The 15,936-nt window shown below is 66.7% G+C and carries 12 protein-coding genes; 2 read left to right on the forward strand and 10 right to left on the reverse strand.

From position 1 onward, the window contains the following. Window position 1: 1 nt before the first annotated feature. The 4 genes from BSY239_RS10045 to BSY239_RS10060 all read right to left on the reverse strand — a co-directional run bounded on the left by BSY239_RS10045 (window position 2) and on the right by BSY239_RS10060 (window position 4,439). On the reverse strand, window positions 2-649 hold the full coding sequence (locus tag BSY239_RS10045; RefSeq protein WP_069046731.1) for a Crp/Fnr family transcriptional regulator: 648 nt from the start codon (window positions 647-649) through the stop codon (window positions 2-4). Window positions 650-655: 6 nt separating this feature from the next. Beyond that, window positions 656-1,351, reverse strand: a complete 696-nt coding sequence (locus BSY239_RS10050) for a helix-turn-helix transcriptional regulator (protein WP_069046732.1) — start codon at window positions 1,349-1,351, stop codon at window positions 656-658. Between the two features lie 130 nt (window positions 1,352-1,481). Next, entirely contained in the window at window positions 1,482-3,179 is a 1,698-nt protein-coding gene (locus BSY239_RS10055; protein WP_069046733.1) for a thiamine pyrophosphate-binding protein, read from the reverse strand. Window positions 3,180-3,200: 21 nt separating this feature from the next. Beyond that, on the reverse strand, window positions 3,201-4,439 hold the full coding sequence (locus tag BSY239_RS10060; RefSeq protein ID WP_069046734.1) for an MFS transporter: 1,239 nt from the start codon (window positions 4,437-4,439) through the stop codon (window positions 3,201-3,203). 83 nt (window positions 4,440-4,522) lie between these two features. Here BSY239_RS10060 and BSY239_RS10065 point away from each other — a divergent pair, with 83 nt between their 5' ends. After that, window positions 4,523-5,389: an AraC family transcriptional regulator gene (locus tag BSY239_RS10065; RefSeq protein WP_083239908.1), complete on the forward strand. Its 867-nt coding sequence runs from the start codon at window positions 4,523-4,525 to the stop codon at window positions 5,387-5,389. Here BSY239_RS10065 and BSY239_RS10070 read toward each other — a convergent pair. Beyond that, complete coding sequence (locus tag BSY239_RS10070; protein ID WP_069046735.1) at window positions 5,356-7,833, reverse strand: DUF1631 family protein; 2,478 nt, start codon at window positions 7,831-7,833, stop codon at window positions 5,356-5,358. The two genes, BSY239_RS10065 and BSY239_RS10070, sit on opposite strands and share 34 nt — an antisense overlap. A 245-nt stretch (window positions 7,834-8,078) precedes the next feature. Here BSY239_RS10070 and BSY239_RS10075 point away from each other — a divergent pair, with 245 nt between their 5' ends. Then, window positions 8,079-8,330, forward strand: a complete 252-nt coding sequence (locus tag BSY239_RS10075) for a hypothetical protein (protein WP_069046736.1) — start codon at window positions 8,079-8,081, stop codon at window positions 8,328-8,330. A gap of 17 nt (window positions 8,331-8,347) precedes the next feature. Here the strand turns inward: BSY239_RS10075 and BSY239_RS10080 are convergent, their stop codons facing one another. The 5 genes from BSY239_RS10080 to BSY239_RS10100 form a co-directional block, all read right to left on the reverse strand. After that, window positions 8,348-9,775, reverse strand: coding sequence for a coniferyl aldehyde dehydrogenase (locus BSY239_RS10080; protein ID WP_069046737.1), 1,428 nt, complete (start codon window positions 9,773-9,775; stop codon window positions 8,348-8,350). Between the two features lie 85 nt (window positions 9,776-9,860). Then, the gene (clpB, locus tag BSY239_RS10085) at window positions 9,861-12,479 is read right to left on the reverse strand and encodes an ATP-dependent chaperone ClpB (RefSeq protein WP_069046738.1); all 2,619 of its coding nucleotides are present in this window, start codon (window positions 12,477-12,479) and stop codon (window positions 9,861-9,863) included. A gap of 90 nt (window positions 12,480-12,569) precedes the next feature. Then, the gene (locus BSY239_RS10090) at window positions 12,570-13,808 is read right to left on the reverse strand and encodes a flavin-dependent oxidoreductase (RefSeq protein ID WP_069046739.1); all 1,239 of its coding nucleotides are present in this window, start codon (window positions 13,806-13,808) and stop codon (window positions 12,570-12,572) included. Between the two features lie 10 nt (window positions 13,809-13,818). Further along, entirely contained in the window at window positions 13,819-14,787 is a 969-nt protein-coding gene (locus BSY239_RS10095) for a Bug family tripartite tricarboxylate transporter substrate binding protein (protein ID WP_069046740.1), read from the reverse strand. A gap of 47 nt (window positions 14,788-14,834) precedes the next feature. Beyond that, a complete protein-coding gene (locus BSY239_RS10100) occupies window positions 14,835-15,908 on the reverse strand; it encodes an amidohydrolase family protein (protein ID WP_069046741.1) in 1,074 nt (357 codons plus the stop codon). Window positions 15,909-15,936 lie beyond the last annotated feature (28 nt).

Raw genomic sequence — 15,936 nt, forward strand, 5'->3', positions numbered from 1 at the left:
GTTACCAGCGCGCGGGCAGGTTTTTGAGCAACCAGATCCAGCGCTCGCGCACGGCGATGTAGCCGCCGGTCTCGAGGTCCTTCAGCAAGCGGCTCACCATCTCGCGTGAGCAGGCCAGGTGCTGCGCCATCTGCTGGTGGGTCAGGCGCTCCTTGAGCGCGCGTTCACCCTGCTCGTTGGGCATTTGCGCCATGCTGTTGAGCAGGCGCACGAGGCGGCCGTACACGTCGATGAGCGCCACGCTGCGCGCACTCTCGGTGGCCAGCCGCGCACGGCGGATCAGGCGGGCCATGAGCTCCAGCGCGAATTCAGGGTGTTCGGCGATGTAGGCCAGCAGCGTGGCGCGGGTCACCACCGCGCAGATGCTGGGCTCGGCCGCCTCCACGTTGGCCGAGCGCGGCCCGCCGTCCAGCGACATCTCGCCCACGTACTCCAGCGGGCCGTACAGGCCCAGGGTCAGTTCACGGCCATTGTTGTCCGACAGAAAGGCCCGCAGGCGCCCCTGCAGCACGATGTAGAGGGTGTCGCCGGTCTCACCTTCCTGGATCAGCAGCGTGCCGCGGCGGTAACGGCGCTGCACGCCCTGGGCGGCCAGCGCTTCAATGTGTTGGTTGGGATGGGCAAAGGCAACAGGCAGAGTGACCGGCATTCAGGCTCACGGGTGGATGGAATCCGAAGAATTGTGGGGCATGGGCATGACGATGCGCAAGGCGGGCACCACGGGGGGCAGGCTGTTGATGCGCTGGAGCAGGCGGCGAATGCTGGGCGAGCCCGCCTTCTCGCGCAGGGTCTTGATCTGGCTGCGGATGGTGGACGGGGCCACACCGTGCTCGGCCGCAATCTCCGGAATCTCCAGGCCGCGGCACAGACCCATGAGCACCGCTTCTTCGCTCGGGCTCAGGCCAATGGTGCGCGCGAACATGCGCACAGCGAGGTTGTCGCAGGCGCTCTGGCGCGAGAGCATCACCAGCACCGTGGGCGTGTCGGCCTCGAGTGGGTGGCTCAGAGGCGTGAACGCCAGCGAGAGTTCCCGCTCGCCCTTGTTCAACAACACCAGGCGGCGCTGCCCGCGGAACGCGGCTTCCGTGGCGTTCTGCAACTGCGAGGTGAAATCGGCGTTGCTGCCAAGCAAGCTGTTGCCGTAGGACATGAGCATGCGCCCGCTGGCGAGCTCGTGCCGCGCGAGGTGGTTGGCGTGCAGGATCGTGCCCTGCGCATCGATGATCAGGACGCCGTAGTCGACCTCGTCGAGCGCCCTGAGCAGGTGTGTACGGCCCAGCGGGTGCTGCGTGCCGAGATCAAACGCGTCGTCTGAGCCCGAAAACCTCGCCGTTCCTGTGGACAGAGCCATGACCGTTCTCCTTCTGATTGGATGAACCAGTCTAGGCAGCCCTGCCCTTCAGGCGGTGTACGGAAGTGCCAGCGCATTTGTGATGTATTCACCAAGCACCCTGGCCGCCAAGGCCGCCAAGGCCGCAGGGTCAGGCCTGGGCGCGCGCCCGGATGGCGCTCAGCGTGCCACGGGTGGTGATCACGTCCACATCGATCATCACCTCGATCACGCTGCCGCCGGGTGCGGCCAGCGCGCGTTGCAGCGCGGGCTCGAACTCCGCGGTATGGGTGATGCGTTCGGCCGCGTAACCATAGGCACGGGCCAGCGCGCAGAAGTCCGGATTGGACAAACCCGAGCCGCTCACGTGGGCCGGGTACTCGCGCTCCTGGTGCATGCGGATGGTGCCGAAGCTGCCGTTGTTGAGCAGCAGCACGATGCTCTTCGCGCCGTGCTGCACCGCGGTGGCCAGTTCCTGGCCGTTCATGAGGAAATCGCCGTCACCCGCGATGGTGAAGGCCGTGCGCCCGGTGAGGATGGCCGCACCGATGCCGGCCGGCACACCGTAGCCCATGGCGCCATTGGTGGGTGCCAGTTGCGTCTTGTGGCCCTTGACCAGGCCGTGGTAGCGGAAGAAGCGGTGCAGCCAGCTCGCAAAGTTGCCCGCGCCGTTGGTGAGCACGGCGTCTGCCGGCAAGTGCTGCTGGAGCGTGTTGATGATGGCCGGCATGTCGATGGTGCCGGGCAAGGTGATGCCGCCGTTGGCGGGGTCGATGTTGGCCAGGTAGTCGGCATGGCAAGCCTGCGCCCAGCCGCTCCATGGCACGGTGGGCGGTGCGGTGAGCACCTCGAGGCTGCGCGCCGCCGCGTTCATGGTGGCGTTGATCGCCAGGGTGGGCTGGTACACCCGGCCCAGCTCTTCGGCGCTGGCGTGGATGTGCACCAGCTTCTGCTTCGGCACCGGTGCTTCGATCAGCGTGTAGCCGCCGGTGGTGGATTCGCCCAGGCGCGGGCCGATGGCGATGAGCAGGTCGCTCTCGCGCACGCGCGCGGCCAGTGCGGGGTTGATGCCCAGACCCACGTCGCCCGCATACAGCGCGTGGTGGTTGTCAAAGGTGTCCTGGAAGCGGAAGGCGTTGGTCACCGGCAGTTGCCAGTTCTCGGCAAAACGCTGCAGCGCGGCGGCGGACTGCGGCGTCCAGCCGCCGCCACCCGCGATCACCAGTGGCCGCTCGCTGGCCAGCAGCAGCGTGCGCAGCTCGCGCAACGCACCCGGGTCGCTCCAGGCCTGCACCGGCTCCACGCGCGGCAGGGGCTGCGCCTCCACGGTCTGCGTGAGCATGTCTTCGGGCAGCACCAGAACCACCGGGCCGGGCCGGCCATTCATGGCGGTGGCGAAGGCACGCGCCACGTATTCGGGAATGCGGCGCGCGTCGTCGATGCGCTCCACGCGTTTGGCCATGCCCTTGGTGGACGGGCCGAAGAACGACAAATAGTCGACCTCCTGAAAGGCCTCGCGGTCGCGCGCGTCGCTGGCCACATCGCCGATGAACAGCACCATGGGCGTGCTGTCCTGAAACGCGGTGTGCAGACCGATGGACGCGTTGGTGGCACCGGGCCCTCGCGTCACGAAACACACGCCGGGGCGCCCGTTGAGCTTGCCCTGGGCCTCGGCCATGAAGGCCGCGCCGCCTTCCTGCCGGTTGGTGACGAAACGGATGCGGTCGGCGCGTGCGTGAAAGCCGTCGAGCACGGCGAGGTAACTCTCACCCGGAACCCCGAAAGCGTGGGTCACGCCCTGGGCGATCAGGCAGTCAATCAGCAGGTGTCCAGCAATTTTTGAAGTCATGGCGGCATTGTGCCGCGCTCGCTAGCGCCCCGCTGCCGTGCGCTGGCCCACGCCCACCGCAGCATACACCGAGACCATCAACACCAGCGCGGCTCCCGCCAGCGTAAGCCCGTACCAGCCGCGGTCCATGGTCAGGCCGAAGATCAGCGGCGACAGGGCAAAGCCCACATCGAGTCCCGAGTACACCGTGCCATACACACGGCCGGTGGCGCCTTTGGGGGTCGCCTTCTTGATCATCATGTCGCGGCTGGGCCCGCCCACGCCCACGGCGAAACCGGTGGCGGCCAGCGCCACCATGGTGCCCACGGCACCGAGCCAACCGGTGGCGCACACCAGCAGCAGCAACGCACCCCCGGTCATGGCGATGGCCACCACACGGTCGCTGGACCAGCGATGGCTCTGGCCATAGGCCGCCACAAAACCGCCCACCAGCATGCCCAGCGCCGAGCACAGCATGTAGGCGCTGATGGTCAATGTGGCCATCTCCACGCTCACACCGTGCACCACGTTGAGAATGGACGGTGCGAAGGTCTGCACGACGGCCAGCGTCATGGTGGAGAGCAGAAAGAACGCGAAGCACCACCACACCACCGGCAGCTTGAGAAAGGCCAGATCGCCTCCCCGGGGCGCATCGGCGTGGCGGACCACCACCTCGGTCAGCAGCTTGTCGCGTTGCCAGAACAGCACCGCCAGCACAACGACGTACAACAACGCCGCACCCAGGTAAGCGGTTCGCCAATCGGACAGCGCGGTGATGCCGATCAGAAACGCCGGCGCCAGCGCCCAGCCGAGGTTGCCGGTGAGACCATGAGCACTGAAGGCATGGCCCAGCCGGGGCGTGGACACGCGCTGGTTGAGGATGGTGAAGTCGGCCGGGTGAAACGGCGCGTTGCCCAGGCCGGCCAGCATGGCCACCAGCACCAGGCCGGTGTAGCCGGTGGCCTGCGAAGCGGCCAGCGCTGCCAGCAAAAAGCAGCTGATGGCAGCGAACAGCACCGGCCGCGCGCCGATGCGGTCCACCAGGAAACCCGAGAGTGCCTGGCCGCTTCCCGAAATGACAAAGAACAGGCTCATCAAAAGCCCGACATCGGAATAGCTCAGACCAAAATCGCGAATGAACACCGGAAACAGCGGTGCGAGCAGCAGGTGGGAAAAGTGTGATGTGGCGTGCGCCAGGCCCACCAAGCCGATGACGGTGGCGTCCTGCTTGAGGGGAACGGGATTGGCGGGCGCAAGGGCACCCAGGGCAGCTGTGTTCATGCAGGTGATCGTACGGCGCCAGGGGCATGCAAAATGGCGATGGAACGACAAGATTCATCGCAAACCAGCCAAGCTCCTCCGCCATGCCGCCTGCTCGCCGCCGCCCTGCCCCTCGCGCCCTGCCGCTGGGCGACACCGATCCCTACCGTCCCACGCCAGAGCACCCGGTGCGGTGCCGGGCGCGCCAGATCGACAGCGACAACCAGTTCGAGCCCCACAACCACGCCTGGGGCCAATTGGCCTACTGCACCAGCGGCCTGATGCAGGTGACGGTGCTGCAGGCACCCGAGACCACCACCATCGTGCCGCCCTCGCGCGCCGTGTGGATACCGCCGGGTGCACGCCACGCGGTGACCATCGTCGAGGCTGCCCATTTGCTCACGCTCTACATCGACGAGGGTGCCGTGCCGGCGCACTGGACCCAGTCGCGCGTGATGGTGGTCTCGCCCCTGCTGCGCGAACTCGTGCACACGCTGGACCGGCCCCAGCCACCCACGCCGGACGCCGAGCGTGCACTGCTGACTTTGCTGCTGCACGAAATGGAGCTCGCCGACACCCAACCGCTGGGCGTGCCCATGCCGAGTGCCAGCGGTGGCGACCGCCGGCTGCGCAACCTGTGCGAGGCCGTGATGCAGTCGCCGGCCCAACATGCCACGCTGGCAGCCTGGGCGGCGCATGCGGGCGCGAGCGAACGCACGCTGGCGCGGCTGTTTCGCGACGAGCTGGGCACGAGCTTTGCGCGCTGGCGCCAGCAGGTGGTGCTGGCGCACGCCATGCCCATGCTGGCGCGCGGTGTGTCGGTGGGTCGCGTGGCGCAGGCCAGTGGTTATGCGAGCGAGAGCGCGTTTTCAGCCATGTTCAAGTCGGCCATGGGCTTGCCGCCCACCCGGCTGCTGGCCCGGAGCCAGGCCAGACCTCAGGCGGCCACAGCGTCTTCGATGCGGGCCTGATCGGCCGCAATGGCCTCGATGGCCTTGCGTACCACGCTCTGGCCGTCCACCGGGCGCAGCAGGCGGTTGGCGATCAGCCGTTCGCAGCTGCGCTTGGTCATGGAGTGCGGACGGCCGCCCCGGCTCACAAACATGAACAGCGTGCCGCGCGTGCTGGCCCAGATCAGCTGCGCACGCAGCCATTCGCGGTGCGAGTACAGGTCGACCCAGTCGCCTTCGCGCAGGCCGGCGAGCAGGGTTATGGCGTCGAACGGAATGTCCTCTTCGCTCTCCGCTTCGCTGAAGCTCGACACCACGGCCTGCTCGGCACCACCGGCGGCTCGGCCCTCGGTGAGCTCGGAGAAATCGGTGGGCAAGGTGTCCTCGAAGCCCGCCGCTTCCAGCTCCACGCGTCCGAGCCAGGGCTGGGCTGCCTTGCGCGGTTTGCGTTGTTCGGGCGTGGCCGGCAAGGTTTCGTCCAGCTCCATCGACATGGACGAGGTGTCCAGCGGCACCGGATCCGAGGCGCTCGCATCGGCCCTGGCGCGCGCGCGCCGCAGACCCAGCACCGGTTGGTGCAGGCGCATGAGCGCGTCGAAGAACGGTTTGGTCTCGTCGCGCGTTTTGCCCAGCGACTCCAGGCCGGCGTGCAGCGTCTTGAGCATGCCGGGCACCATCTCCAGCAACTGGGACGGCAGGCGCAGCGTGACTTCTTTCTTGGTGCTCCAGAGCAGGTTGGACACCACCTTGCGGTAACCGCCCGGATCGGTCTCACCGCGCGGCGCATTGAGCTGGGCCGAAGCGATGGCGAGCGCCCACGGGCCGTAGAGGAAATCGAGGATGAAGCCCGGCGCGTGGTCCACATCGGGGCGCTGGCTCAGATCCCACGCCACCTGGTCGGCGAGCGTCTGGCGCGCTTCGGCGTGACGGATCGCCTGCAGGTTGCTGCCTTTGGCGGCCTCGTCGTCGCGGTCCTGGGTTTCCCACTCCTGCAGCAGCTCGTCCAGCGCGATGGCAAAGGCCTGCGGGTCCTCGGTCTCCAGCTCGTTGAGCGCATTGAACGCCTGCTGCACCGGACCGAAGAACTCGGCGAACTCGCTGGCGAACTCGTCGTTGTACCGGAAACTGCGTTGTGCCACGCACTCCACCAGGCGGCGCGCCGGGTGGGCGTCTTCGCTGAAGAAACGCGGGTTGGCCATGGCCAGGCGCAACAGCGAAGGCTCCAGCGCCACCACCGCTTCGCGCACCGGCGCCAGCAGCAGCGGATCTTGCGCGACCTGGTTGACCAGCTTGCGCACCACGTCCAGGCCCATGGCCTGCGCCACGCGTTCGGCCTTCTGCTTGAGCTGCATGAGCACGCGGGCGCGCTCGTGGGCGGCGGCAAAGTCGCCCCAGGTCTTCTGGCTGAGCTGGGTGCCGATGTCCACCGCGCGCGCGGGACGGTCCACCACCGGCAGCGCCTTGTACTGCTGGCTGCGTTGCACCACCATCGACTCGTCGAGCGTGGGGATGGCGGCAAAGGCCTCGATGGCCGCGAGCTCCTCGCTCACCTGCTCGTAGTACTCCGGCGCGAGCGACTGCTCGTAACGCTGGCCACCCCGCTCCAGGAAGTTGTGCAGGTACTGGTTGTCCACCGGCGTCTGCAGGCGGGCCAACTGCGGCATGTCGGGCACGAAATCACCAAAGTGCGCCTCGCCCGTGCTGTCGCCCCGGTATTCCAGAGGCGCCTGGCCCGAGGGGTTCCATTCGGTGGCCGCCGGGCCGGCGCCGCGGGCCGCACGCGCCGAGCTGGCGGCCGACCGCGACGCCGCACCCGGCGCTTCGGCCAGCAGGCGCACGCGGTAGCCCGCTTCCTGCACGTTGGCGCGTTGCAGCACCAGCGTCAGGCGGGCATAGAGCCCTTTGAGTTCATGGCCGATGGCCTTGCCGCAGTGGCGCAGCCAGAGTGCGCGCAGCTGCGAGTCGGATTCGTCCAGCGCCATCATCTCGCGCAGCGCCCGCACAAACACCGCGGGACGCAGTGGGTTCATGTCGGCCTGCACGGTGGCCAGGCCCTGCAGCGAGCTCATGAGCGCATCCAGCACCTTGAGCTCCTGCTCCAGCGGGGGCAGCAGGCTCTGCAGCAAGCGGGCGGATTCAATCGATTCGGTGACGGTGTCGTCTTCCACCAGCGAGAGGTAGGCCGATTCGCTCAGCAATGTGGTGCGGGACGAGGTGGGCGCATCGGTGGGCACGGCAAAGGCTTCGCGCAAGCGTTGCGGGTAGTCGGCCACCCAGCCCTCTTTTTCCTGGCGCATGCGCCACCAGGCGGTGGCCAGGCGGTCGCGCTGGGCCACGTCCATGCATTGTTTTTCGGCCTCTTGCAGGCCGACCACGGCCGCGTCGATGCAACGCCCCAGCATCGCGGGGGCGTCTTCAAGGGCCTCGGCAAGGCACTGTTGCAACAATCTGGGGGGTACTGTCATCGCCTGGTTGCGGAAGTCGGCCGCTCGGTCGGGGTGTGAGACAAGTCACGGTTATACCCGTGCCGCCGATCGGAAGCATGCCAGCGCGGAGATAAGGCCCTTATCGCTCCCTGAACGGTCAACCGGGCCGTCCGGTGGCGAAATCCCCGGGCCAGACGCCGGAGCGTCAACGTCGTGTCACATCTGGCATGCAACATGCAAGCGAGGCTGTCACTGCCTTTGCTCAGGCTTCAGGGAACACAAGAATGGGAAGTATTCGGCGCTACGCCAAAACCGCCATGGCATGGGAGGCCCTGTCACGCCCCGATGCCGTGGGCCGGGAGGTCCACACCTTGCTGCTCATGGCCAACGGCCGGCGCAGCGAACAAGAGTTGTCGCTGCTGCTGGGCGCCGATGTCTCGGAGCTGGCCTATGGCCTGATGGAAAAGGGTTATCTGCAAAAGACAGGCGCCCTGTTTCTGCCCGAAGCCGACGACGACGCGCAGGCCAGCGCCTGAACGCGCTCAGGCGCGGTTCACAACCAGCGCTTGAGCAAGCCCATGATCTGGTCGAAGCGCCGACCGTAGGGTGGGTAGAACAAATGCCCCATGGAGAAGCGTGACTGCACCAGAACGGGCTTTTGCTGGGTGAACCGCAGGAACCCGGTTTCGCCGTGGTACGCGCCCCAGCCACTCTCACCCACGCCGCCGAACGGCAGGCCTTCGTGGGCCACGTGCATCAGCGTGTCGTTGACGCTCACGCCGCCGCTCACCGTGTTGGCCATGACCCGGTCGCGCGCGGCGGTGTCGGTGCCAAACCAGTAGAGCGCCAGCGGCCGCGGGCGCGCGTTGATGTAGCGGATGGCTTCGTCCAGGGCGTCGTACACCACCACCGGCAGGATGGGGCCGAAGATTTCTTCATCCATCAGCTTCAAGCCCGGGCTGGGGTTGAACACCAGGGTGGGTTTCATCTGGCGCGCCGAGCCGGATTCGTTGGTGCTTGCCGGGGGCGCCACATCCACCACACGAGCCCCCAGGGCGTTGGCTTCGTTCAGCAGAGCCTGCAGGCGGGCCTGGTGGCGGTCACTCACGATGGCGGCGTAGTCGGGGTTGCCGGCGATGGTGGGGAACAGGCGGGCCACGGAGGCGGTGTAGGCACGTTCGAACGCGGCTTCCTGGCCGCGCGGCAGCAACACATAGTCGGGTGCGATGCAGGTCTGCCCCGCATTGAGCAGCTTGCCGTGGGCGATCTTGACCGCTGCCTCGTCCAGGTTGCACGACGCGTCCACGATGCAGGGCGACTTGCCACCCAGCTCCAGCGTGGTGGGCGTGAGGTTGGCCGCAGCGGCTGCGGCGACTTTGCGGCCCACGGCGGTGGAGCCGGTGAAGAACAGGTGGTCGAACGGCAGGCAGGCGAAATCGTGGGCCACGTCGGCGCCACCGAGCACCACGCTGAACTCGTCGGCCGAAAACGCGCCCTGCACCAGCGAGGCCATGAGCGCCGAACTGTGGGGTGTGAGTTCGCTGGGTTTGAGCATCACGCGGTTGCCCGCAGCCAGCGCGGTGGCGGCCGGGCCCAGGTTGAGCTGCAGCGGGTAATTCCAGGGGCCGATGACGCCGACCACCCCCAACGGCTGGCGCTGGATGTGCGCACTGGCGGGCTGCAGGTACAGCGGCGTGGCCACGCGGCGGGTTTTCATCCAGTGCGGCAGTTCCTTGTGGAGCTGTCCGATGGCCGCGCGCAGGACAAAGAGGTCGGCCACCTCGGTGAGCTGGCGCGAGCGCACGCCGAAGTCGGCCTGCACCGCCTCGGACAACGCGGCCCCGTGCTGGTCGATCAGGTTCTTCAACCGCCCCAGGCGGTCCCGGCGCAAGGCCAGCGGCACGTCGATCTGCTGACGGCTGGCGCTGTGCTGCGCGTCAAACAGCGCGCGCAGGGGAAGGGTCGGGGGTATCTGGGTCATGGCGCCATGATAGGACTGGCAACCTTGGTCGGGTAGAGGCGCAGCCCCATCCCGACGGATGGGGCTGCACCTTCCCGATGCCGGCTCAGGCCTCGGCCACCGCGTCGCCGAACTGGAACACGCCCGGGTTCTGCACCGGGTCCACGTTCACCGGAATCGCCGACTTCGGCGGGTAACGGCCTTCGAGCAAGAACTTCGAGAGCGGGTTCTCGATGCGCTGCTGGATGGCGCGCTTCAGGGGCCGCGCGCCGAACACCGGGTCGAAGCCGACCTTGGCCAGTTCGGCCAGGGCCGCCGGCGACACCTGCAAGTGCAGGTCCATCTTGGCCAGGCGTGCTTCGAGCACCTTGAGCTGGATCGCGGCGATCGACTCGATGTGCTGCGCGTCCAGCGCGTGGAACACCACCGTCTCGTCGATGCGGTTCAAGAACTCCGGTCGGAAATGGTTCTTGAGCTCACCCCACACCGCTTCCTTCACGTCTTCGTACGGCTCTCCAACCATGGCCTGGATCATGTGCGAGCCGATGTTGCTCGTCATGACGATGACGGTGTTCTTGAAGTCCACGGTGCGGCCCTGGCCGTCGGTCAGGCGACCGTCGTCGAGCACCTGCAGCAACACGTTGAAGACGTCGGGGTGGGCTTTCTCCACCTCGTCGAGCAGCAGCACGCTGTAGGGCTTGCGGCGCACGGCTTCGGTGAGGTAACCGCCCTCCTCGTAACCCACGTAGCCGGGCGGCGCGCCGATGAGCCGCGCCACGGAGTGTTTCTCCATGAACTCGCTCATGTCGATGCGCACCAGGTGGTCTTCGCTGTCGAACAGGAAACCGGCCAACGCCTTGCACAGCTCGGTCTTGCCCACGCCGGTGGGGCCGAGGAACAGGAAGGAGCCGGTCGGGCGGTTCGGATCGGACAGGCCCGAGCGCGAGCGGCGGATGGCGTTGGCCACGGCGCCGATGGCCTCGTCCTGGCCGACCACACGCTCGTGCAACTTGCCTTCCATCATCAGCAGCTTGTCGCGCTCACCCTGCATGAGCTTGCTCACCGGGATGCCGGTGGCGCGCGCCACCACTTCGGCGATTTCTTCCGCACCCACTTGCGTGCGCAGCAGCTGCGGGCGGCCCTTGCCGTCCTTGTTGAGCGCCTTGCCCGACTCGGCGGCCTGCGCGTCTTTCAGGCGCTTCTCCAGCTCGGGCAGCTTGCCGTACTGCAGCTCGGCGACCTTGTTGAAGTCGCCCTTGTCGGTGAAGGTCTTGATCTGCGAGCGGATGCGGTCCATCTCTTCCATCACGTCCTTCGATCCGAGCGCTGCCGCCTTTTCCGCCTTCCAGATCTCGTCGTAGTCCGAGATCTCCTTGGTCAGGCGGGCGATCTCTTCCTCGATCAGGCCAAAGCGTTTTTGCGAGGCTTCGTCCTTCTCGCGGCGCACGGCTTCGCGCTCGATCTGCAGCTGGATCAGGCGGCGGTCGAGCCGGTCCATCACCTCGGGCTTGGAGTCGAGTTCGATCTTGATCTTGGACGCGGCTTCGTCGATCAGGTCGATCGCCTTGTCGGGCAGGAACCGGTCGGTGATGTAGCGGTGGCTGAGCTCGGCCGCGGCCACGATGGCCGGGTCGGTGATCTGCACGCCATGGTGCACCTCGTATTTTTCCTGCAGGCCGCGCAGGATGGCGATGGTCGCCTCGACACTCGGCTCACCCACCAGGATCTTCTGGAAGCGGCGCTCCAGCGCAGCGTCTTTCTCGATGTACTTGCGGTATTCGTCCAGCGTGGTCGCGCCCACGCAGTGCAGTTCACCACGCGCCAGCGCCGGCTTGAGCATGTTGCCCGCGTCCATCGCGCCTTCGGCCTTGCCGGCGCCCACCATGGTGTGCAGCTCGTCGATGAAGACGATGGTCTGGCCTTCGTCTTTCGCCAGTTCATTCAGCACGGTCTTGAGGCGTTCCTCGAACTCGCCCCGGAACTTCGCACCGGCCAGCAGCGCCGCCATGTCGAGGCTGAGCACGCGCTTGCCCTTGAGCGAATCGGGCACCTCGCCCGCGACGATGCGCTGTGCCAGGCCTTCGACGATGGCGGTCTTGCCGACGCCGGGTTCACCAATGAGCACCGGGTTGTTCTTGGTGCGGCGTTGCAGCACCTGGATGGCGCGGCGGATCTCGTCGTCGCGGCCAATCACCGGGTCAAGCTTGCCCAGGCGGGCGCGCTCGGTGAGGTCCATGGTGTATTTCTTCAGCGCCTCGCGCTGGCCTTCGGCCTCGGGGCTGTCCATGTTCTGGCCGCCGCGCACCGCGGTGATGGCGCTCTCCAGGCTCTTGCGGTTCAAGCCGTTTTCGTTGGCCAGTCGACCCAGCTCACCCTTGCTGTCGGCCACGGCGAGCAGAAAGAGCTCGCTGGCGATGAACTGGTCACCGCGTTTGATGGCCTCCTTTTCGGTGGCCTGCAACAGCTTGCCCAACTCCTGCCCCACTTGGACCTGGTCTTGCCCCTGCACCTCGGGCAGGCGCTTGACGGCCGCTTCGGCAGCCTTGGCCAGGCCAGGCACATTGACACCCGCGCGCTGCAGCAGCGATTGCGGGCCATCGGCCTGGCGCAGCAGGGCCAGGAGCAGGTGGGATGGCTCGATGTAGGCGTGGTCGGCGCCCAGCGCCAGGGTCTGCGCCTCGCTCAGCGCTTCCTGGAATTTGGTGGTGAACTTGTCGATTCGCATGAGGGGTACTCCCGGAAAGGTGACTACGTCCTACATGGAGCTGACGCGCGGGCTTTCAAGCCATTGTTTGCAATGGGGTCTTGCCCACCCTCAGCTCTTCAGGGCTTCGAGCGAAAAGCCGGCGATCTTCTTGTAGCTGTCGGAAATCTCTCGCAGTTCGGCCTGGCTGATGAGGTCGTCGATGTGGCGAAACGGTTTGTCGCCACTGAGTTCGTCCACCTTGATGTTGATGAAGTCGGGCGGCACGTTGCGGTTGGTCTGCACCACCCGGCTGGTGGCCTCGCGTCGCTGGGCTTCGTAGGCGTTCAGCGCGGCAACAGCGTCGGGTTGGCGCGCCAGTTCGGTGGCCAGGGTGCGGGCATCGATCAGGGCCTGGGCCGAACCGTTCGAACCCCGCGGGTACATGGGGTGCGCGGCATCACCCATCAAGGTCACGCGGCCAAACGTCCACTGGTCCAGCGGATCCTTGTCCACCATCGGGTACTCCAGCACCTGCTCCGCGCCGCGGATCAGCGCAGGCACATCCAGCCAGTCGAACCGCCAGTCTTCAAAGATGCCCACGAAGTCGTTCACCTGGCCGCCCTGGTTCCAGTCGTTCATGGCGTCGCCCGGTCGCTGGATCTCGGCCATCCAGTTGATGAGCTGGTTGCCCTGCCCGTCCACGTTGTCCACGATGGGGTAAATCACCATCTTGCCGGTCTTGATGGAACCCACGCGCATGTAACTCTTGCCGCCCAGGATGGGCTTGTGGCGGGTCACGCCGCGCCAAGTGTTGATGCCGGCGAAGGCCAGCTTGTCCTGGGGGTGGAACTGCTTGCGCACGGCCGAATGGATGCCGTCGCAGGCCACCACGATGTCGGCCTGCACCGGCTCGCGGGCCGCGCCCTGGGCATCGGTGAAATGCACCGTTGCGCCAAGGGCGTCTTGCGTGACGTGCGTGCAGCGGTGTCCCGTGTGGATGCGCTCGGCCCCCAGGCGCTGCAGGGCCGCGTCGAACAGGATACGGTGCAACTTGCCGCGGTGGATGCCGATTTCGGGGACGGCGTAACCCGCGTGGCGCCCACGCGGTTCGCGGTAGATGTACTGACCGAAGCGGTTGAAGAACACGCTCTCCAGGTTTTCGATGCCCACCGCTTCCAGCGCGGGCTGCAGTCCCAGCGCGGCGAGTTCACGCATGGCGTGGGGCAGCAAGGTGATGCCCACGCCGAGTTCGCGCACTTCGGGCACGCTCTCGTACACGTCGCAGGCCATGCCCCGCTGGTGCAGATTCAACGCCAGCGACAGGCCGGCGATGCCGCCGCCCACCACGGCCACACGGGGCTGGGTCATGACCCCGCCCTCACTCGGGCTTGACGCCGTTGCGCCGGATCACATCGCCCCAGCGCGGGTAGTCCTTGGCGACCAGGGCGGTGAGTTCGTCGGTGGTGGAAGCGGCGGCGTCCATGCCGGCACGGCCCAGCAAGTCCTTGATTTCGGGCAAACGCATGATGGTGGCGATCTCGGTGTTGAGCTTGCTCACCACCGGCGCGGGCGTCTTGGAAGGGGAGAAGAAGGCGTACCAGAGGTCGACTTCCACGTCCTTCACGCCCAGCTCGCCGAAGGTGGCCACCTCGGGCGCCACCGGGTGCCGCTTCGGACTGCCGACGGCCAGTGCGTTGAGCCGGCCGGCCTTCACGAAGCCCTGCGCAATGTGCACTGGCAGAAAGCCCACCATGATTTCGCCGCCCAGCAGATCGTTGGTGTAACCGGCGGTGCCACGGTAGGGCACGTGCAGCATGAACAGGCCGGTGCGGGCCTTGAACAGCTCCATGGCCATGTGGTGCGGCGTGCCGACGCCTGGCGAGCCGAACGTGACCGATCCCGGCTTGGCCTTGGCCGCTGTCACGAGCTCGGACATCGTGCGCAGGTTGGTCTTGGGATTGGCGACCAACATCAGCGTGCCCCAGGCGGCCAGGGACACCGACGAGAAGTCCTTCACCGGGTCAAACGGCACGTTCTTGTAGATCTGCGAGGCCATCAACATGGTGTTGGCGCCCATCAACAGGGTGTGGCCGTCCGGGTTCGACTTGGCCACCGCATCGGCGCCGATGTTGCCGCTGGCGCCGGGCGTGTTCTGCACGATCACCGGTTGGCCGAGCCGTTCGCTCAGGCGTGGGCCGACGGCGCGGGCAATGGTGTCCATGCCGGTGCCGGGTGTGAACGGCACGATGATCTTGATGGGCTGGCTGGGCCAGGTCTGCGCCTGCAGACCCAGCGAACCGGCCAGCAGCACCAGTCCGGCCATCAGTTTGAGCGACGTTGTTTTCATGTTTTGTCTCCTGGGATGTCTCTGTTGTTGAAAGAAAACCGGATCGCTCAGCGCGGAGGGATCTTGAACACGGTCTCTGCGTTCGTCTGGAAAAAGCGCTTCTTGTGCTCGGGGCTCATGGTCATGCCATCCAGCGCGATCACCTCATCCACCGCGTGCTGGTAAGGGTAGTCCATCGCATAGAGCACGCGGTCGGCGCCCAGGAAATCCTGACTGAACTTGATGGCCGGCTCCCACGCCACGCCGCTGTTGGTGATGTACACGTTTTCGCGCAGGTAGTCGCTGGGCTGGCGGCGCAGCGGTTTCACGCTGTCGTAGCGCTGCGACTTCACCGTGGCGCGGTGCATGTAGTCCAGCCGGTAAGCCCAGAACGGCAAGGCCTCGCCCATGTGACCCAGGATCAGGCGCAGCTTGGGAAAGCGATCGAAGACACCTGCCGTGATGATGCGCAAGGCATGCAAACCGGTCTCCACGCCAAAGCCATAGATCGCGCCGTCCAGCCCGGCTTCCATAAAGGGCTCGTACATGCCCGGTGGCAACGAATTGGGGTGCAGGTAAATCGGCGCGTCGTGGGCTTCGGCGGCGGCGAAGATGTCCCAGAACTTGGTGTCCGACAGGTATTCGCCCTGGGTGTGCGAGTTGATCACCACGGCGTTCATGCCGAGCTGGCTCACGCCGCGCTCGATTTCCTTGGCCGCGGCCTGCGGGTCTTGCGGCGCCACGGCGATCATGCCGGCGAAGCGCGTCGGGTGGCGGCGGATTGCGTCGGCCAGGTAGTCGTTGGCAATGCGGGCGAACGACACCGCGGTGGCCTTGTCCATGACCTGCACGCCCGGCGACGTCAGCGCGAGCACCTGCATGTCCACGCCACAGTCGTCCATGTGCTTCAGCCGCAGTGCGTCCATGTCGGTCAGGCACCGCATGATGTGCTGGGCGCGCTCGCTCGGGCTGCTCATGTAAAAGCCCATCAGACCCCGGAAGCCGGGGTCCACGTTGGCGCCGCTGAGGATGCGCCGGTAGATCTCCAGCATCTCGGGCGGGGCAAACGCCTCTTCGGTGGCAATGCGCAAATAGGGCGCGGGTCCCGGGTGGCGGGTGGACGATGGGTCCGGCAGCTGCATGCTTGTCTCCTTGGTGTGTGGACAAATC

This window comes from Hydrogenophaga sp. RAC07 (genome assembly GCF_001713375.1).
Taxonomy (GTDB): domain Bacteria; phylum Pseudomonadota; class Gammaproteobacteria; order Burkholderiales; family Burkholderiaceae_C; genus Hydrogenophaga.